The organism is Pseudooceanicola aquaeponti, assembly GCF_050897975.1.
In the GTDB taxonomy this organism is placed as follows: Bacteria; Pseudomonadota; Alphaproteobacteria; order Rhodobacterales; family Rhodobacteraceae; genus Pseudooceanicola.
The window spans coordinates 1-16,209 of the sequence record NZ_JBPAXY010000004.1; the positions used below are offsets into that span (position 1 = coordinate 1).

A 16,209-nucleotide genomic window follows, 5' to 3' on the forward strand; every position below is an offset into this window, starting at 1 on the left:
GCAAAACACCCGGTCCCTTCCCGAACCCGGAAGTTAAGTGCCGTCGCGCTGATGGTACTGCGGCTTAAGTCGTGGGAGAGTAAGTCGCCGCCAGACCTAGAAAAAATCCAAAACGATGTAACAATAAAACCCGCCGAGCCAGAAATGGTCGGCGGGTCTTTTGCTGTTCGGGGCTCACATATCGGAGTTCGGACGGCGTTACGTGTCGCCCTCGGTCAAGACGTGCGGCCAGCGATCAACCAGACGCCCCGGGCGTAGCGCGGCGACCCGGCTCACCCTTCGCTTGCTCCTGTCCCTACCTTGCCCGTCCAGAGACGCCTGCGCGCCGATCGGGCGATGCAAGCGGATGTGACGCCCGAAGGGGCGTTAAGGAGTTTGTAAGACTTTCGTAGCTCGGACTTAACAGGGCGTTTACACCGGCTTCATCAAGACATTCTGAGCCGGAGCCCCGCCATGGATCCCCACGCCCTGCTGACAGCGGGATTGATAAGTGTTGCCGATTACGACAAGAAACTGCACCTCTTCGCGGGGACAGCCATTGCCCTGGCCGCCCGTGAGGTCGAGATGACGCCGCTGGAAACCTGTCTGCTGACCCTGGGCGCCGGGCTGGCAAAAGAGGCCTGGGACGCGCGCGGCCATGGCACGGTGGATTTCGGCGACGTGGCCGCCACCGCCTTTGGCTGCCAGATCACCCTGCGGTTCTAGGCCCCTACAGACGTGCCCGCCCGAAGCTAAGCCGCTGTTTCACCTGGTGCCAGCCAAGCGCCGCCCAGACCCCCGTGGGCCAGAAGGGTTGGAAGGGGACCGGGCGGATCGGTGTCACCGGCAGGGGCACCGCCTCGGGGCGGTCGGTCACCAGCGCCTCGGCCAGGCGCGGCCCCAGGGCCGTGGTCAGGGCCACGCCGCGCCCGTTGAACCCCACACAGGCCAGGCCGCGTCCGGGCAGGGCGTGCAGATGCGGGTAATGGTCGTCGGTCAGCGCCAGCCGTCCGTTCCAGCCATGCGACCAGCCGTGGCCGCGCAGGGCGGGCCAGATCTCTTCGGCCAGCCGGGTCAGGTTGCGCGCCGCACCCGGGCCACTGGCCGGGCTTTGCGGCCCCCGGCCGCCAAAGACCAGCCGCCCTGCCGCATCGATGCGGTAGTAGACGGTGACGAAACTGGTTTCATAAAGCACCTCACGCCCCGCCAGCAGCCGGGCGCGCAGGCCCTCGGGCAGGGGATCGGTGGCCACCACGGTGCTGAAGATCGGCAGGACCGCGCGGCGCAGCCGGGGCAGCACCCCGCCGCTATAGCCATTGGTCGCCATCAGGATCCGCCGCGCCCGCACCCGGCCCCCGGGCGTGCTCAGCTGCCAGCCGTCGCCCTCGACCCGCGTCTCGGTCACCGGGGTTGCGTCGCAGATCGTGGCGCCCGCTGCCTCGGCGGCGCGGGCCAGGGCGCGGGCGTATTTCAGCGGGTTCAGCTGCCCCGCCTGGGGGTCGAACAGGGCGCCGGTGTAGCGGTTGGTGCCCGTGGCCTGGGCGATGCGGGGGGCGTCAAGAAACTCGGCCGGGATGCCATGGCGGGCGCATTCGGCCACCAGAGCCTCGGCCTCGCGGCTGCCTGTGGAGTCGCGCGCCGCACGGTAGCCGCCGCCGTTGACGTAGTCGCAGTCCAGGCTCAGCCGGGCGACCAGATCGCGCACCACCCCGGGCGCGCCATAGGAGAACCGCACCGCCTCGGTGCCCAGATCTTTCGCCACCTGGTCGGGGCTGTATTTCAGGCCCGAATTCACCTGCCCGCCATTGCGCCCCGAGGCGCCCCAGCCTGCGGTGCAGGCCTCCAGAACCAGGGGGGCATGGCCGCGCTCGGCCAGGGCCAGGGCGGTGGAAAGGCCCAGGATCCCCGCGCCGATGATGACGATATCGGCGTCGCGATCCCCCGACAGCGGCGGGCGCGGCGCCTCACTGCTTTCGCTGGCGTAAAGCGAGGGGGGCAGGGGCTCGGCGGCGCGGGTGTGGTGGGTGTCGATCAGGGTCATGGGCGGGTCTTCGATCTGGCGGGCGTCTGGCGCAGGCTGCCAAGGGCGCCGGGCAGAGGGAAGGGGCCCCGAAGACCCCGGACCAGTTTTCGCGCAGTCCGGGGCAGAAAGCGGGCAGCCTAGCCCGCGTGATCGGCCAGGATCAGGGCGGCGGCCTTTTCGCCCACCATGATCACCGGGGCATTGGTATTGCCCGAGGTCAGGGTGGGGAAGATCGAGGCATCGGCGATGCGCAACCCCTCCATCCCATGCAGGCGCAGGCGGGCGTCGACGACATTGCCCTGATCCAGCGGGCCCATGCGGCAGGTGCTGACCGGGTGAAAGACCGTGCCGGCGCGGGCGCGGCAATCGGCCAGCATCTCGGCGTCTGTCTGGGTGGCGGGGCCGGGGGTGATCTCGGCCTCGATCAGGCGCGACAGCGCGGGCGTGGCGGCGAAGCGGCGCAGAAGGCGGGCGCCCTCGACGATTTCCTGCCGGTCATGGTCAGTCGCCAGGTAGTTGGGGTGGATCTCGGGCGAGGCGTCCGGGTCGGCGGATCGGATCGCCAGATGCCCGCGACTGCTGGGGCGCGTGGGTTGCGCCGACAGCAGGAAGCCCGGGAAGGGGTCGGGGTTCATCAGCGGCCGCTTGCCCGGCGGCGCCTTGGTATAGCTGAGCGGCGAGAAGAAAAGCTGCATGTTGGGTCGCGCCAGCCCGGGGCGCGAGGCGACGAAGCCGCCCGCCTGGTTCACCCCCAGGGCCAGTGGCCCGCGCCGGGTCAGCACATAGCGCAGCCCCTGCCACAGCTTGCCGTACCAGGGCCGCAGCTGATCGTTCAGCGTGGGCCGCGTGGCGCGGTAGAGGTGGTCGATACACAGGTGATCTTGCAGGTTTTGCCCCACGCCCGGCAGGTCGTGGCGCACCTCGATCCCGTGGCGGCGCAGCAGGGCGCCCGGGCCGATCCCCGACAGTTGCAGAAGCTGGGGCGAGTTGATGGCCCCCGCCGAGAGGATCACTTCGCGCCGGGCGGTGGCGGTCTTCTCTACCCCCTTCTGGCGATAGATCACGCCGGTGACACGCCGTCCCTCGCAGATCAACTGGGTTGCCAGGGCGTGGCCCTCCACCCGCAGGTTGGGGCGTTTGCGCGCCGGGCGCAGATAGGCGCGGGCGGTGGACATGCGGAAGCCGTCGGCGGCGGTGATCTGATAGGCGCCGACGCCGGTCTGATCGGCGCCGTTGAAATCGGCGTTGCGGGGGTATTGCAGCTCGGCCCCGGCGGCTATGAAGTCCTCGCAGATCGGGTGCAGGTCGCGCGCGGTGGTCGAGACCCGCAAGGGGCCGCTGTCGCCGCGCCAGGCGTCGCCGCCGGTGTCGTTGGCCTCCATCGCGCGGAAATGGGGCAGGACGTCGTCCCAGCCCCAGCCGGGGTTGCCCGCGTCCTTCCAGTCTTCGAAATCCTGCGCATGACCGCGGATATAGACCATGGCGTTGATCGCGCTGGACCCACCCATCACCTTGCCGCGCGGCCAGTAAGAGCGGCGGCCCTCCAGCTCGGGCGAGGGTTCGGTCAGGTACATCCAGTTGACGGACGGCCGGTAGAAGGTCTTGCCATAGCCAATGGGCATCCAGATCCAGGGGTGCAGGTCGCTGCCCCCGGCCTCCAGCAGCAGGACGGAATAGCGGCCGTTCTCGCTCAGCCGGTTGGCCAGCACCGAGCCCGCCGAGCCGGCGCCGACGACGATGAAGTCATGCTCTGACATGGGCAGGATTCCGGGCCCTGGGTTACTTGGCTGCGTCGGGGGTGATGATGAACAGCTTGCGCATATGTTCATGGATCACCCATTCGCCGGTCCAGCCCTGGGGCAGCACCAGCAGGTCGTCGGGGCCGATCTCGCGGGTGCCGCTGCCATCGGCATTGGTGACCGAGGCGCGGCCCGACAGGATGTGGCAGTATTCGCCCGCCGCCGTGCGGTCGGCGGTGAAATGGCCCGGGGTGCATTCCCAGACCCCGATCTTGGTCTGGCCATCGGCCGAGCTCCACAGCATGGCGCTGGCCTCTTCCTGGCCGGGGGTCAGGGTGGTGGGCTTGGGGGCGAAATCGCCAAGCGGCTGGTTGGCCAGGGCGGCGAAGGTCTTCAGGTCGGTCATCGGTTGCTCCGAATAGAGTTGCGAGGCCGCGCGGGCGGCGGCCCCGGAAAGGGGATCAGTCGCCGCCGGGCTGGCGCGCCTGGCCGAAGATCTGCGCCAGCACCATCATCACCGTGGTCACCAGGATCATGATGGTCGAGATGGCGGCGATGGTCGGGTCGATCTGGTCGCGCAGGGCGTTGAACATATTGCGGGTCAGCGTCGGGTTGTCGCCGCCCGAGATGAACATCGCCACCACCACCTCGTCGAAGGAGGTCAGGAAGGACAGCAGCGAGGCCGTCACCACCGCGAATTTGATCTGCGGCAGGGTGACGGTCAGGAAGGCCTTCCACCGGGGCGCGCCCAGGGACCGCGCCGCGACCTCCTGGTTCATGTCATAGCCCTTCAGCGCCGACCCGATGACGATCGTCACCAGCGGCAGGGCCAGCACGGTATGCGCCAGGACAAGGCCGGTCAGCGTGTAGAGGATCTGCAACTTCACGTAGACATAGAAGGCGCCGATGGCCACCAGCACCAGCGGCACCATCATCGGCGTGATCATCAGCACGAAGGCCGCCTGGACGAACCGCACCCGCGAGGCGTGCAGCCCGTAGGCCGCCAGCGTGCCCACGGGCGTGGCCACCAGCATGGTCAGGAAGGCGGTCAGGAAGGACGTGCGCGTGGCCTGCATCCATTCGGACGAGCCGAAGTAGTTGCGATACCAGCGCAGCGACCAGGTTTCGGGCGGGAACTCCAGGTACTGGCTGTCCGAGAAGGACATCGGGATCACGATCAGCGTCGGCGTGACCAGCAGGACCATGATGATCACCGCGAAGACATAGAGCCACAGCCGCTGCCCATGGGTGATCTGGGTTTCCGTGGCGGGGGATTTCAACCAGCGCAGCATCAGTGCCCTCCTCCGGCGATCTGGTCGAGCTTCAGGAACCGCGAGGCGACCCACAGGATGATCATCGTCAGCACCAGCAGCACGACGCCAAGCGCGCTGGCCGCGCCCCAGTTCACGAAAAGCTCGATGTTCGAGACGATCTTCATCGAGACCATGATCACCTTGCCGCCGCCCAGCACCGCGGGCGTCACGAAGAAGCCCAGGCACAGGATGAAGACCATCAGCGCCCCGGCAAAAAGGCCCGGCGTCGACAGCGGGAAGAACACGGTCCAGAAGGCGGTGCGGGGCCGCGCGCCCAGGTTCGAGGCGGCCTTCATGTAGTCCTGGCTGATGGCGCGCATGGCGCCATAGGTCGGCAGGATCAGGAAGGGCAGCATGATATGCACCATGCCGATCAGCGTCCCGGTCATGTTGTGGACCATCTTGATGGGTTCGTCCCACAGGCCCAGGGACATGGCCCAGCTGTTTATCAGCCCCTGTTTCTGCAACAGCACCAGCCAGGCGTAGGTGCGCACCAGCAGCGAGGTCCAGAAGGGCAGCAGCACGGTGATCATGCACAGGCTGGCCAGGCGGGGGGGCAGCTGCGACAGGAAATAGGCCAGGGGATAGCCGATCAGGATGCACAGCCCCGTGGTCAGAAAGCTGACCTGGAAGGTGGTGATGAAGATCCGGGTATAGGATTTCCGGCTGACCATCCGTTCATAGTTTTCCAGGCTGAAACTGCCGTCGGCGCCCACGAAGGACACGTAGAACAGCCAGCCCACGGGGATCACCAGGATCACCAGGATCAACAGGGTGGCGGGCGAGGACAGGCCGAACAGCTTCAGCCGTTCCAACCGCTCGTCCCGGCGCAGCCCCTCTTCGTTTGCGCGTATCGCCCCCATGTCAGACCTCGCGCCCGTCGATCAGCACCGTATCCTCGGGGGCGACCGTCAGGGTGATCGCGTCGCCGGGGGCGGGCATCGAGCTGGCTGTGGCCCCGCGCATGGCGCGGCGCAGGGTGATCTCGGCCCCGTCGGCCAGACGGGCCTGCACCAGATAGCTGTCGCCCTGATAGACCACGTTCTCGGCGGTGGCGGCAAAGTTGTTGGCGCCCTCCACGGGGCCGCTGTCGGACAGGGCGATGCGTTCGGGGCGCAGCATCATCACCAGATCGGCCGTGTCGGGCGCGGGCGCGCTATGGGCCAGGGCCATGTCGCCCCAGGTGATCCGGTCGCCCTGGCGCGTGACCTTCAGGAAGGTGCTGTCACCGATGAAATCCGCCACAAAGCGGTTGGCGGGGCGTTCGTACAGGTCATGGGGCGTGGCCAGCTGCATGATGCGGCCATGGTTCACCACCGCGATCCGGTCCGACATGGTCAGCGCCTCGCGCTGGTCATGGGTCACGTAGACGGTGGTCATGCCCAGCTTCTCGTGCAGGCGGCGCAGCTCGATCTGCATCTGATCGCGCAGCTTCTTGTCCAGCGCCGACAGCGGTTCGTCCATCAACAGGATGCGCGGTTCAAAGACGATCGCGCGGGCCACGGCCACACGCTGGCGCTGGCCACCCGACAGCTGGTCGATGCGCCGGTCGCCGAAGCCGCCCAGTTGCACCGTCTCCAGCGCCTTTTCGACCCGTTCGGCGATCTCGGCCTTGGGGCGTTTGCGCAGGCGCAGCGGGTAGCCCACATTGCCCGCCACGGTCATATGCGGGAAGAGCGCATAGCTTTGAAAGGTCATGCCCACGTCGCGCAGGTGCGGCGCGGTGCGGATGACCTCGGTGTCGCCGAACTTCAGGCTGCCGTGATCGGGCCGGGTGAAACCCGCCAGCACCATCAGCAGGGTGGATTTGCCAGAGCCGGAGGGGCCGAGAAGCGTCAGGAACTCCCCGCTTTTCACCTCCAGCGAAACGTTGTCGAGTGCGTGCACCTTGCCGTAGGTCTTGGTGACATTGGCCACGGTGATCGGCAGTGCGTCCTTGCTTGCGGTTGCCAAAGCTACCCCCATTCAAATGAAAGCCCGGCGGGCGCGCAGGGACGCCCGCCGGGTCTGGTGGTGGGACCGGATTATTCGGTCAGCATTTCCTGGTACATCTCGGCCGCGACGGTTTCCCATTCGGCGTACCATTCCAGCGAGACGGGCAGTTGCAGCGCCGCGTTTTCCGGCGACGACGGCAGGGTCGCAGCCACCTCGGCGGTGATTTCGCCGGTGTCATAGGCCGCCTTGTTGGTGGGGCCGTAGGTGATGTATTTCGGCAGGTCGTCCTGATACTCGGGCTTCGAGATCTCGTTCAGGAACTCCATCGCCACGTCCTTGTTGGGCGCGCCCTTCGGCACGGCGAAACAGTCGTAGTCCAGCAGGGCCTGGTTGAAGGTATAGGCGACCTTGGCGCCATCGGCGGCGGCATTGTCGAAACGGCCGTTCCAGCCGGTGGTCATGTCGACCTCGCCGTCCTTCATCAGCTGCGCATGCTGCGCGCCCGAGGACCAGAAGACGTCGATGTTGGGGCGCAGCTCGCGGATCTTGTCCAGGGCGCGTTCGATCCCCTCTTCCGAGCTGAGCACCTCGTAGACATCTTCCGGTGCCACGCCATCGGCCATCAGCGCCGGTTCCAGCGCACCGGCGACCGAGCCGCGATAGGCGCGCGAGCCAGGGAATTTCTCGACGTCCCAGAAGTCGGCCCAGCTTTGCGGGCCCTCTTCGCCGTAGGTGTCGGTGTTCCAGGCAAAGACGGTCGAGAAGACGTCGCCGCCGATGCAATACTTGGAATAAAGCGTGGGGTAGAAGGTCGAGACGTCGATGACGTCATAGTCCAGCTCTTCCAGCAGGCCTTCGGCCCCGGCGCGGGCGGCAGAGCCAGAGCCCGAGGCGACGATGTCCAGGGTCACCTGGCCGGTCTGCACTTGCAGGCGCACGTCGGACATGCCGCCATAGGTTTCCTGTTTCACGTCATAGCCCGCCGCGGCGGCGGGTTCGAACAGCGCCTTGCTCTGCGCCTCCTGATAAGAGCCGCCCCAAGAGGCGACGGTCACCGACTTGTCCTGCGCCAGTGCGGTGGTCGCCAGCAGCGAGGCGGCTAGGGTGGTGAAGATCTTCAGTTTCATGGATGGTCTCCCTGTGTGGATGGGCCGCGCGCCGGGCGCGGTCGGGGCCGATTGTTTTCGTTGTTCTCGCCTCGGCTCGGCAGGGACCGGGCGAGAAAGGTCATGAGGCCTCCAGCGCGCGGCGGTATTCGCGCCGGTCCTGCCAGCGGTAGTAGGCAACGGCGGCGGGCAGGAACCAGGGCGTGCCGTTATAGAAGGGCTGGCTGCCGTGGGGCAGCCCGTCGAAGGCGGTTTGCCCCTCGGCCAGGCCCAGCACCTTCTGGCCGACGCGCATCCCCAGATAGCTGGCCATCGACACGCCAGAGCCGCAGTAGCCCAGGGCGTAATGCACGCCGTCGTGAGTGCCGGTATGGGCCAGGTCATCGAAGCTGTAGGCGACCTTGCCGGACCAGGAATGGGTGATGGCGCGCCCTTCCAGCTGCGGGAAGATGCGGATCATGTTGTGATAGAGCAGCGGTCCGCTTTGCGCGGTGTCGGTCTCCCGGGCCGAGACGCGGCCGCCAAACAGGATGCGCCGCCGGTCGGGCGAGGCGCGGTAGTAATACAGCACCTTGCAGGTGTCGCTGGCGATGCGGTCAGTGGGGAACAGCTCGTCCACCAGGGACACGGGCAGCTCCTCGGTGGCGATGACATAGCTGCCGATGGGGATCACCCGGCGGCGCAGCCAGGGCGAGACTGCGCCGGTATAGCCATTGGTGGCGACTACCACGTCGCGGGCCTCGACAACGCCCTTTTCGGTGCGTACGCGGAAGCCCTGGCCGGTCTTTTCGATGCCCAGGGCGGCGCAATGGGGCAGGACGTCGACGCCGAGGGCCAACACGCTGTTCAGGAAGGCGCGGTGCAGCCGCGCCGGGTTGACCGAGCAATGGTCGGAAAAGACCACCCCGCCGAAATAGGCATCGGTGCCCAGCTCGCGGCGCTGTTCGGCGCGCGGCACGGCGAAAGAGGGAATGCCCTCTTCGCGGCTCATCAGCGCGGCGTCGCGCACCAGGGTTTCGTATTGGGCGGGGGAATGGGCCGCATGGAACCGGCCCGAGCGGCGGAAATCGCAGTCGAAGCCTTCGCCCTCGACCACCGAGCCCAGCCAGTCCAGGGCGCGCTTGCCCTCTTCGCGGATCGCGCGGGCGGTCTGGGCGCCAAACTTCGCCGTCAGCTCGGCCAGGGTCGGTTTGACGCTGGTGCTGATCTGGCCGCCGTTGCGGGTCGAGCAGCCGAAACCGGCATCGCCCGCGTCCAGCACCAGGGTGCTGCGCCCGGCGGCGGCGGTGATGCGCGCGGCGTTCAGGCCCGTATAGCCCGATCCGATGATCACCACATCCGCAGCGCGCGGCAGGGCGGTGGCCAGCTGCGGCATCGGGCCCAGGGTGTCCTGCCAATAGGGGGTCTGCTTGATGTCAGGCCGGATCTTGTCAGCCATCGGGTCCTCCATGAACGGCGGGCACCACGGCGGATGGGTGGCGGCCCTGCGAAACGCTATGTCAGGATTGGCATAGGCTTCATATCCAATCTGACAAAACGATCAGACCAATTTATTCCGCAGGGCGGGCAGGTCGCGGATCTGCTCGATTCCCGCCACGATGTCTTCGGGCGTGGCGCTGCCGAAACCGAAGACCAGGCCGGATTGCGGGATCGGCTCCAGGCAATAGCGGCCCAGGGGCGCCAGGGTGACCCCGCGCTCGGCCGCCTGGGCCACCACAAGGTTCTCGTCGATGCCCGGCGCCAGGAAGGCCGGCGTGTGAAAGCCGCTGGTGGTTTCGGCCACGCGCAGCGTGTCGGGCAGGCTGCGCGCCGCCTCCATCAGTGCGGCGTAGCGCGCCTTGTAAAGGCGCCGCATCAGGCGGATATGGGCGGCGAAATGCCCCTCGTCCATGAAATCGGCGACGATGGCCTGGGTGGCGGTCGACGGCCCGCTGGCCCAGGCGGTAAAGGCCGCGTCGAAGGTGGCCACCATGCGTTCCGGCACCAGCACATAGCCCAGACGCAGCGAGGGAAAGAGCGTCTTGGAAAAGGTGCCGACGTAAAGGACCCGCCCGCTGCCGTCGATGCCGCGCAGGGCGGGCTGGGGCGTGTTGCCATAGTGGAACTCGCCGTCGTAATCGTCTTCGATGATCAGCGCCTGGGCCTCTTCCGCGGCCTTCAGCAGCTCCAGCCGCCGTTGCAGGGACATGACATGCCCCAGGGGTTGCTGATGCGAGGGCGTGACGAAAGCCAGCCGGAAATGCGGCGCGCGGGCCAGTCCGTCCTTCACGTCAAGCCCTTGATCATCCACGGAAACAGGCACCAGCTCTGCCCCTTCGGACAGAAGCGCGTTGCGCGCGCCAGAGGCGCCGGGGTTCTCCATCCACACCCGGTCGCCCGAATTCAGGAACAGCCGCCCGATCAGCGAGAAGGCGTGTTGCGCGCCCGAGGTGATGAAGATCTGATCGGCGTGGCACTGAATCCCCTTCAGCGTCGAGAGGTGCGAGGCGATGGCCCGGCGCAGCGCCTCCAGCCCCTTGGGCTGGCCATAGCCCATGATGTCGCCCCGCTCGCCGCGCAGGTGCCGGGCCGAGATCCGCGCCCAGTGCGACATCGGGAAGGCGTCGAAGGCGGGCAGGGCGGAAACGAAGGCCCCGGCGCGGTGGGGCAGCCAGCTGCGCTGCGCATAATCCCGTTCGGCATGGTTGATCGTGTAGGACAGGCGCGGCGGGGTCTGCGGCTGCGCGGCCTCGGGGCCTTGCGCGGGGGGCGGCGTCTGACTGGCCAGGGTGTCGCTGACATAGGTGCCCGCGCCGACGCGCGAGACCAGCATCCCTTCGGCCACCAGCCGGTCGATGGCATCAATCACCGTGGTCCGCGACACCCCCACCTCGCGCGCCAGGGTCCGCGTCGCGGGCAGCCTCTCGCCCGGGCGCAGCCCGCCGCCCAGCACCAGCGCGCGCAGCGCCATGTAAAGCTGCACGCCGACGCTTTTCTTCGAGCTGCGATCCAGCTGGATCGACGAGAGCAGGGCGCCAGCGGCCTGTTTCATGCGAAGGGTCCCGATAATTGGTCTACTAAGGTTGCGAAAATGGATATGTCGAGTCCACCAATTTTTCGCCAGTTTCGCCCTCAGTCCAGCAAGAAAGCACGGCCGAGAGATGCGACTAGAGAAAATCGAGACCTTTTCGAACGAATTTATCTGCTTCGTGCGGGTCACGGCCGAAGGGGGCGCGCAGGGCTGGGGCCAGGTGGCGCCCTATAATGCCGATATCACCGCCCAGGTGCTGCACCGCCAGGTCGCGCCCTTCGCCCTGGGGCTGGATTGCACGGATGTGGACGCGATGATGGATATCGTCCGCGACCGCGAGCACAAGTTCCCCGGCGCCTATCTGCGCCGCGCCATGGGCGGCGTCGATACCGCCATCTGGGACATGCGCGGCAAGCTGGAGGGCAAGCCGGTCTGCGCGCTGATCGGCGGCACCCCCGGCCCCTTCCGCGCCTATGCCTCCTCGATGAAACGCGACATCACGCCCCGGGACGAGGCCGACCGTTTCCTGCGTCTGCGCGATGCCCACGGCTTCGACGCCTTCAAGTTCCGCATCGGCGCCGAGGTGGGCCGCGATCAGGACGAATGGCCGGGTCGGACAGAGGAAATCGTGCCGACGATCCGCCGTGCCCTGGGCGATGACGCCACGCTGCTGGTGGATGCCAACTCCTGCTATTCGCCCGCGAAGGCCATCGAAGTGGGCCGGATGCTGATCGACCACGGCATCAGCCATTACGAGGAACCCTGTCCCTATTGGGAATTCGAGCAGACCAAGCAGGTCACCGACGCGTTGGCAATCGACGTGACCGGCGGCGAGCAGGACTGCATGATCGCCAACTGGAAGGGGATGATCGACGGCCGCATCGTCGACGTGCTGCAACCGGATGTCCTCTATCTGGGCGGCATTGCCCGCACCCTGCGGGTGGCCAAGCTGGCCGAGGCGGCGGGGATGCCCGTCACCCCCCATGCGGCCAACCTGTCGATGGTGACGATCTTCACCATGCACCTGCTGCGCGCCATTCCCAATGCCGGGAAGTACCTGGAATTCTCGATCGAGGGGCTGGACTACTACCCCTGGCAGGATGACCTGTTCCTGAACGATCCCTACCAGATCACCGATGGCCAGGCCCTGGTCACCGACGCGCCCGGCTGGGGGGTGGAAATCAACCCCGAATGGCTGGCGAAATCCACCTATCAGGCAAGCGAGCTGGGCTGACATCATGAACATCGACGCCATCCTGTCCGGCGCGGAAACGCCCGCGCTGCCCGAGGGACATTTCATTTCCGGCGCCTTTACCGGCCTGGGCCCCGACGTGCTGGAAAGCTTCGACGCCGGGCGCGGCCAGGCCTTCGGGCGCTTCGCCAATGGCAGCGCCGAGGATGTAGACCGCGCCGTCCTGGACGCCCGCCGCGCCTTCCGCGACACCTGGCGCCACACGGCCCCCGCCGACCGGGGCCGCATCCTGATGCGCGCCGCCATGCTGATCCGCTCGCGGGCCGAGGATCTGGCGCTGGTGGAATGCCTGGACAGCGGCAAGCCCATTTCCGAGGCGCGCGGCGACGTGGGGGGCGCGGCCCGGGCGTTCGAATATTACGCCGGGGCCTGCGACAAGTTGCAGGGGGATACCTTCCCGCTGCCGCGCGGCTACCTGGGCTATAGCCAATACGAACCCGTGGGCGTCACCGCCCATGTGATTCCCTGGAACTTCCCCATCTCGACCGCCGCGCGCGGGATCGCCCCCGCACTGGCCGCTGGCTGCGCGGTGGTGGCCAAGCCAGCCGAGCAGACTCCCTTCTCGGCCCTGATGCTGGCGGGGATTCTTTACGAGGCGGGCCTGCCCGCCGGGGTCTGTAACGTGGTCACCGGCCTGGGCCGCGACACCGGGGCGGCGCTGGTGGCGCACCCTCAGGTCGACCAGATCACCTTCACCGGCTCGGTCGGCACCGGCCAGACGGTGATGCGGGCCGCCGCTGACAATGTGACCCGGCTGGTGCTGGAACTGGGCGGCAAGTCGCCCGTGGTGGTGCTGGACGATTGCGATCAGGATCAGGCCATCGAGGGCGTGCTGGGCGCGATCTATGAACATGCGGGCCAGGTCTGCTCGGCCGGGTCGCGGCTGGTGATCGAACGGGGCATCCATGATCAATTCGTCGAACGGCTGAGCCAGCGGGCGGCGCAACTGTCCATCGGTCACGGGCTGCGCGATCCGAAGCTGGGGCCGGTGAACTCGCCCGAACAGCTGGAGAAGATCGGCGGCTTCGTCGACCGCGCCCGGGCGCGCGGCGCCGAGGTGCTGACCGGCGGCGCGGCGACCGCAGACCCCGAAACCGGCGCGGGCTGGTTCTATCAGCCCACGATCATTGCCGACCGCCCGCGCGATGACGAACTGGTGCAGGAAGAGATCTTCGGCCCCGTCCTGACGGTGCAGATCGCCGAGGATGCGGAACACGCCCTGGCCCTGGCCGATGACAGCCAGTTCGGCCTGGTCGCGGGTCTTTATACCGGCGACATCACCGCAGGGCTGCGCCTGGCGCGGGATCTGGACGTGGGCCAGGTCTTCATCAACGAGTATTTTGCCGGCGGGATCGAGGTGCCTTTCGGCGGCAACCGGATGTCCGGGTTCGGTCGCGAAAAGGGGCTGGAAGGGATGAAGAGCTATACCAAGCTGAAAAGCGTCGTGGCGAAGATCGACTGAGGGCCGTCCGGGCGGCGCGGCGAATCAATTTCGCCCGCTGATTCGCCCGGGCCTCCGCATGTTAGCGCCCTGACAGCCTTGCGCTTTTCCGTTTGGTATACGTCGGTGCACGAAATCTGCCCCGTCTGATGCGGCAATCTGTCGGCCTCCCGAGCCGCGCAGCCCCAGTGGGCCGCGCGGCTTTTGCTGTCGTCGCGGAAGGCTAAACGCCTGACCTGCTTGAACTTCAGTTGCAGGTGTCAACAAATTCACAGATTGACTGGATCTCTGGGAAATAAATTTACAGAGAAAAGTAGCATTTACAAAACACTAGAAAGAACTTTTCCGTTTCGTTATCCCTTTGTTGACGTCCCTATGCCTGCGCCAAGAGGAGGCCGCGGCATACGGATCACAAGCAGAGGGAGGAGACCCGATGAACGTCGCAATGCCCGCAAGCGGGGTTGTCCCGCCGTCCAAAGAGTTCGTGGCCCAGGCCAATGTCGATCTGGCCACCTACGACGCGATGTACGAGCGTTCCGTCACCGACCCCGAAGGGTTCTGGGCCGAACAGGCCGAGCGTCTGGACTGGGTCACCCGCCCGACGACCATCAAGAACACCTGCTTCGATTTCGGCCGCGTCAGCATCAAGTGGTTCGAAGACGGCTATCTGAACGTCGCCGTCAACTGCATCGACCGGCATCTGGCCACCCGCGGCGATCAGACCGCGATCCTGTTCGAACCCGATGACCCCGAGGCGCCTGCCCAGCACATTACCTACAACGAGCTGTCGGACAAGGTGAACCGCATGGCCAACGTCCTGCTGAGCCAGGGCGTGATGCGCGGCGACCGGGTGGTGATCTATCTGCCGATGATCCCCGAGGCCGCCTATGCCATGCTGGCCTGCGCGCGGATCGGCGCCATCCATTCCGTGGTCTTCGCGGGCTTCAGCCCCGATGCCCTGGCCAACCGGGTCAACGACTGCGGCGCCAAGATCGTCATCACCGCCGACACCGCCCCCCGGGGCGGCCGCCGGACGCCGCTGAAATCCAATGCCGACGCGGCGCTGCTGCACTGCTCGGACAAGGTGCGCTGCCTGGTGGTGAAACACACCGGCGACCAGACCAGCTGGATCGACGGGCGCGATGTGGACCTGAACTACCTCATGTCCCATGCCGCGCCGGATTGCCCGCCGCGCCCGATGAATGCCGAGGATCCGCTGTTCATCCTCTACACCTCCGGCTCGACCGGCAAACCCAAGGGCGTTGTGCATACCTCGGGCGGCTATCTGACCTATGCGGCGCTGACCCATGAGGTGGTCTTCGACTACCACGAGGGCGACGTTTACTGGTGCACCGCCGATGTGGGCTGGGTCACCGGCCATACCTATATCGTCTACGGCCCCCTGGCCAACGGCGCGACCACGGTGATGTTCGAAGGCGTGCCCACCTACCCCGACGCCAGCCGCTTCTGGCAGGTGGTGGAAAAGCACAAGGTGACGCAGTTCTACACCGCCCCGACCGCCCTGCGCGCGCTGATGGGCCAGGGCGACAGCTTCGTCGAGGGCTGCGACCTGTCCTCGCTCCGCCTGCTGGGCACTGTGGGCGAGCCGATCAACCCCGAGGCCTGGAACTGGTACAACGAGAAGGTCGGCCAGGGCCGCTGCCCCATCGTTGACACCTGGTGGCAGACCGAGACCGGCGGCCACCTGCTGACCCCGATCCCCGGGGCGCACGCGACCAAACCCGGCTCGGCCATGAAGCCCTTCTTCGGGGTGCAGACCGTGGTGCTGGACGCCACCACCGGCGAAGAGATCACCGAACGCCCCGCCGAGGGCGTGCTGGCCCTGAAGGACAGCTGGCCCGGCCAGATGCGCACCGTCTGGGGCGATCATGAACGGTTCGAGGCCACCTATTTCCAGCAGTACAAGGGCCATTACTTCTCGGGCGACGGCTGCCGCGCGGATGCCGATGGCGATCTGTGGATCACCGGCCGCGTCGATGACGTGATCAACGTCTCGGGCCACCGCATGGGCACCGCCGAGGTCGAGTCGGCCCTGGTCGCGCACCACAAGGTCGCCGAGGCCGCCGTGGTCGGCTACCCCCACGCGGTGAAGGGCCAGGGCATCTATTGCTACGTGACCCTGATGAACGGGGTCGAACCCTCGGACGAGCTGGTCAAGGAACTGCGCGGCTGGGTCCGCAACGAGATTGGCCCGATCGCCAGCCCCGACCTGGTGCAATGGGCGCCGGGCCTGCCCAAGACCCGTTCGGGCAAGATCATGCGCCGCATCCTGCGCAAGATCGCCGAGAACGACTATGGCGCGCTGGGCGATACCTCGACCCTGGCCGACCCGTCGGTCGTCGACGATCTGATCGAAAACCGCATGAACCGCGACTGAGCGGGCAAGGGAG

The 16,209-nt window shown here is 67.0% G+C and carries 13 protein-coding genes and 1 rRNA gene; 5 read left to right on the top strand and 9 right to left on the bottom strand.

Features of this window, described 5'->3' with window-relative positions; all coding sequences use genetic code 11:
* A 5S ribosomal RNA gene (rrf, locus tag ACRARE_RS09785) occupies positions 1-96 on the top strand; the annotation flags it as partial.
* A 357-nt stretch (positions 97-453) separates the two neighbouring features.
* Entirely contained in the window at positions 454-705 is a 252-nt protein-coding gene (locus ACRARE_RS09790; protein WP_432656253.1) for a hypothetical protein, read from the top strand.
* A 4-nt stretch (positions 706-709) separates the two neighbouring features.
* Here the strand turns inward: ACRARE_RS09790 and ACRARE_RS09795 are convergent, their stop codons facing one another.
* The 9 genes from ACRARE_RS09795 to pdxR all read right to left on the bottom strand — a co-directional run bounded on the left by ACRARE_RS09795 (position 710) and on the right by pdxR (position 11,126).
* Positions 710-2,020, bottom strand: coding sequence for an NAD(P)/FAD-dependent oxidoreductase (locus ACRARE_RS09795; protein WP_432656254.1), 1,311 nt, complete (start codon positions 2,018-2,020; stop codon positions 710-712).
* A 119-nt stretch (positions 2,021-2,139) separates the two neighbouring features.
* Positions 2,140-3,759, bottom strand: coding sequence for a GMC family oxidoreductase (locus tag ACRARE_RS09800; protein ID WP_432656255.1), 1,620 nt, complete (start codon positions 3,757-3,759; stop codon positions 2,140-2,142).
* A gap of 22 nt (positions 3,760-3,781) precedes the next feature.
* A complete protein-coding gene (locus ACRARE_RS09805; RefSeq protein ID WP_432656256.1) occupies positions 3,782-4,147 on the bottom strand; it encodes a cupin domain-containing protein in 366 nt (121 codons plus the stop codon).
* Positions 4,148-4,202: 55 nt separating this feature from the next.
* Positions 4,203-5,033, bottom strand: coding sequence for an ABC transporter permease (locus ACRARE_RS09810; RefSeq protein ID WP_432656257.1), 831 nt, complete (start codon positions 5,031-5,033; stop codon positions 4,203-4,205).
* Positions 5,033-5,917, bottom strand: a complete 885-nt coding sequence (locus tag ACRARE_RS09815) for an ABC transporter permease (RefSeq protein WP_432656258.1) — start codon at positions 5,915-5,917, stop codon at positions 5,033-5,035. Before ACRARE_RS09815 ends, ACRARE_RS09810 begins: the two co-directional genes overlap by 1 nt.
* 1 nt (position 5,918) lies before the next feature.
* Positions 5,919-7,007 carry an ABC transporter ATP-binding protein gene (locus tag ACRARE_RS09820; protein WP_432656259.1) on the bottom strand — a complete coding sequence of 363 codons (1,089 nt, stop codon included), beginning with the start codon at positions 7,005-7,007 and terminating at the stop codon, positions 5,919-5,921.
* Positions 7,008-7,078: 71 nt separating this feature from the next.
* Complete coding sequence (locus ACRARE_RS09825) at positions 7,079-8,116, bottom strand: ABC transporter substrate-binding protein (protein WP_432656260.1); 1,038 nt, start codon at positions 8,114-8,116, stop codon at positions 7,079-7,081.
* A 100-nt stretch (positions 8,117-8,216) separates the two neighbouring features.
* On the bottom strand, positions 8,217-9,533 hold the full coding sequence (locus ACRARE_RS09830; protein ID WP_432656261.1) for an NAD(P)/FAD-dependent oxidoreductase: 1,317 nt from the start codon (positions 9,531-9,533) through the stop codon (positions 8,217-8,219).
* A 102-nt stretch (positions 9,534-9,635) separates the two neighbouring features.
* Entirely contained in the window at positions 9,636-11,126 is a 1,491-nt protein-coding gene (pdxR, locus tag ACRARE_RS09835) for a MocR-like pyridoxine biosynthesis transcription factor PdxR (protein ID WP_432656262.1), read from the bottom strand.
* A 109-nt stretch (positions 11,127-11,235) separates the two neighbouring features.
* Here pdxR and ACRARE_RS09840 point away from each other — a divergent pair, with 109 nt between their 5' ends.
* The 3 genes from ACRARE_RS09840 (at position 11,236) to acs (ending at position 16,196) form a co-directional block, all read left to right on the top strand.
* Positions 11,236-12,339, top strand: coding sequence for a mandelate racemase/muconate lactonizing enzyme family protein (locus tag ACRARE_RS09840; RefSeq protein ID WP_432656263.1), 1,104 nt, complete (start codon positions 11,236-11,238; stop codon positions 12,337-12,339).
* Between the two features lie 4 nt (positions 12,340-12,343).
* Positions 12,344-13,819, top strand: a complete 1,476-nt coding sequence (locus ACRARE_RS09845) for an aldehyde dehydrogenase family protein (protein ID WP_432656264.1) — start codon at positions 12,344-12,346, stop codon at positions 13,817-13,819.
* A 412-nt stretch (positions 13,820-14,231) separates the two neighbouring features.
* On the top strand, positions 14,232-16,196 hold the full coding sequence (gene acs, locus ACRARE_RS09850) for an acetate--CoA ligase (RefSeq protein ID WP_432656265.1): 1,965 nt from the start codon (positions 14,232-14,234) through the stop codon (positions 16,194-16,196).
* The last annotated feature ends 13 nt before the right edge of the window (positions 16,197-16,209 follow it).

Bases quoted from the DNA above. Each gene is read 5' to 3' on its own strand.
- ACRARE_RS09795 (WP_432656254.1), bottom strand. From the start codon at position 2,020: ATGACCCTGATCGACACCCACCACACCCGCGCCGCCGAGCCCCTGCCC.
- acs (WP_432656265.1), top strand. From the start codon at position 14,232: ATGAACGTCGCAATGCCCGCAAGCGGGGTTGTCCCGCCGTCCAAAGAG.
- ACRARE_RS09840 (WP_432656263.1), top strand. From the start codon at position 11,236: ATGCGACTAGAGAAAATCGAGACCTTTTCGAACGAATTTATCTGCTTC.
- ACRARE_RS09825 (WP_432656260.1), bottom strand. From the start codon at position 8,116: ATGAAACTGAAGATCTTCACCACCCTAGCCGCCTCGCTGCTGGCGACC.
- pdxR (WP_432656262.1), bottom strand. From the start codon at position 11,126: ATGAAACAGGCCGCTGGCGCCCTGCTCTCGTCGATCCAGCTGGATCGC.
- ACRARE_RS09805 (WP_432656256.1), bottom strand. From the start codon at position 4,147: ATGACCGACCTGAAGACCTTCGCCGCCCTGGCCAACCAGCCGCTTGGC.
- ACRARE_RS09830 (WP_432656261.1), bottom strand. From the start codon at position 9,533: ATGGCTGACAAGATCCGGCCTGACATCAAGCAGACCCCCTATTGGCAG.
- ACRARE_RS09815 (WP_432656258.1), bottom strand. From the start codon at position 5,917: ATGGGGGCGATACGCGCAAACGAAGAGGGGCTGCGCCGGGACGAGCGG.
- ACRARE_RS09800 (WP_432656255.1), bottom strand. From the start codon at position 3,759: ATGTCAGAGCATGACTTCATCGTCGTCGGCGCCGGCTCGGCGGGCTCG.
- ACRARE_RS09845 (WP_432656264.1), top strand. From the start codon at position 12,344: ATGAACATCGACGCCATCCTGTCCGGCGCGGAAACGCCCGCGCTGCCC.
- ACRARE_RS09790 (WP_432656253.1), top strand. From the start codon at position 454: ATGGATCCCCACGCCCTGCTGACAGCGGGATTGATAAGTGTTGCCGAT.
- ACRARE_RS09810 (WP_432656257.1), bottom strand. From the start codon at position 5,033: ATGCTGCGCTGGTTGAAATCCCCCGCCACGGAAACCCAGATCACCCAT.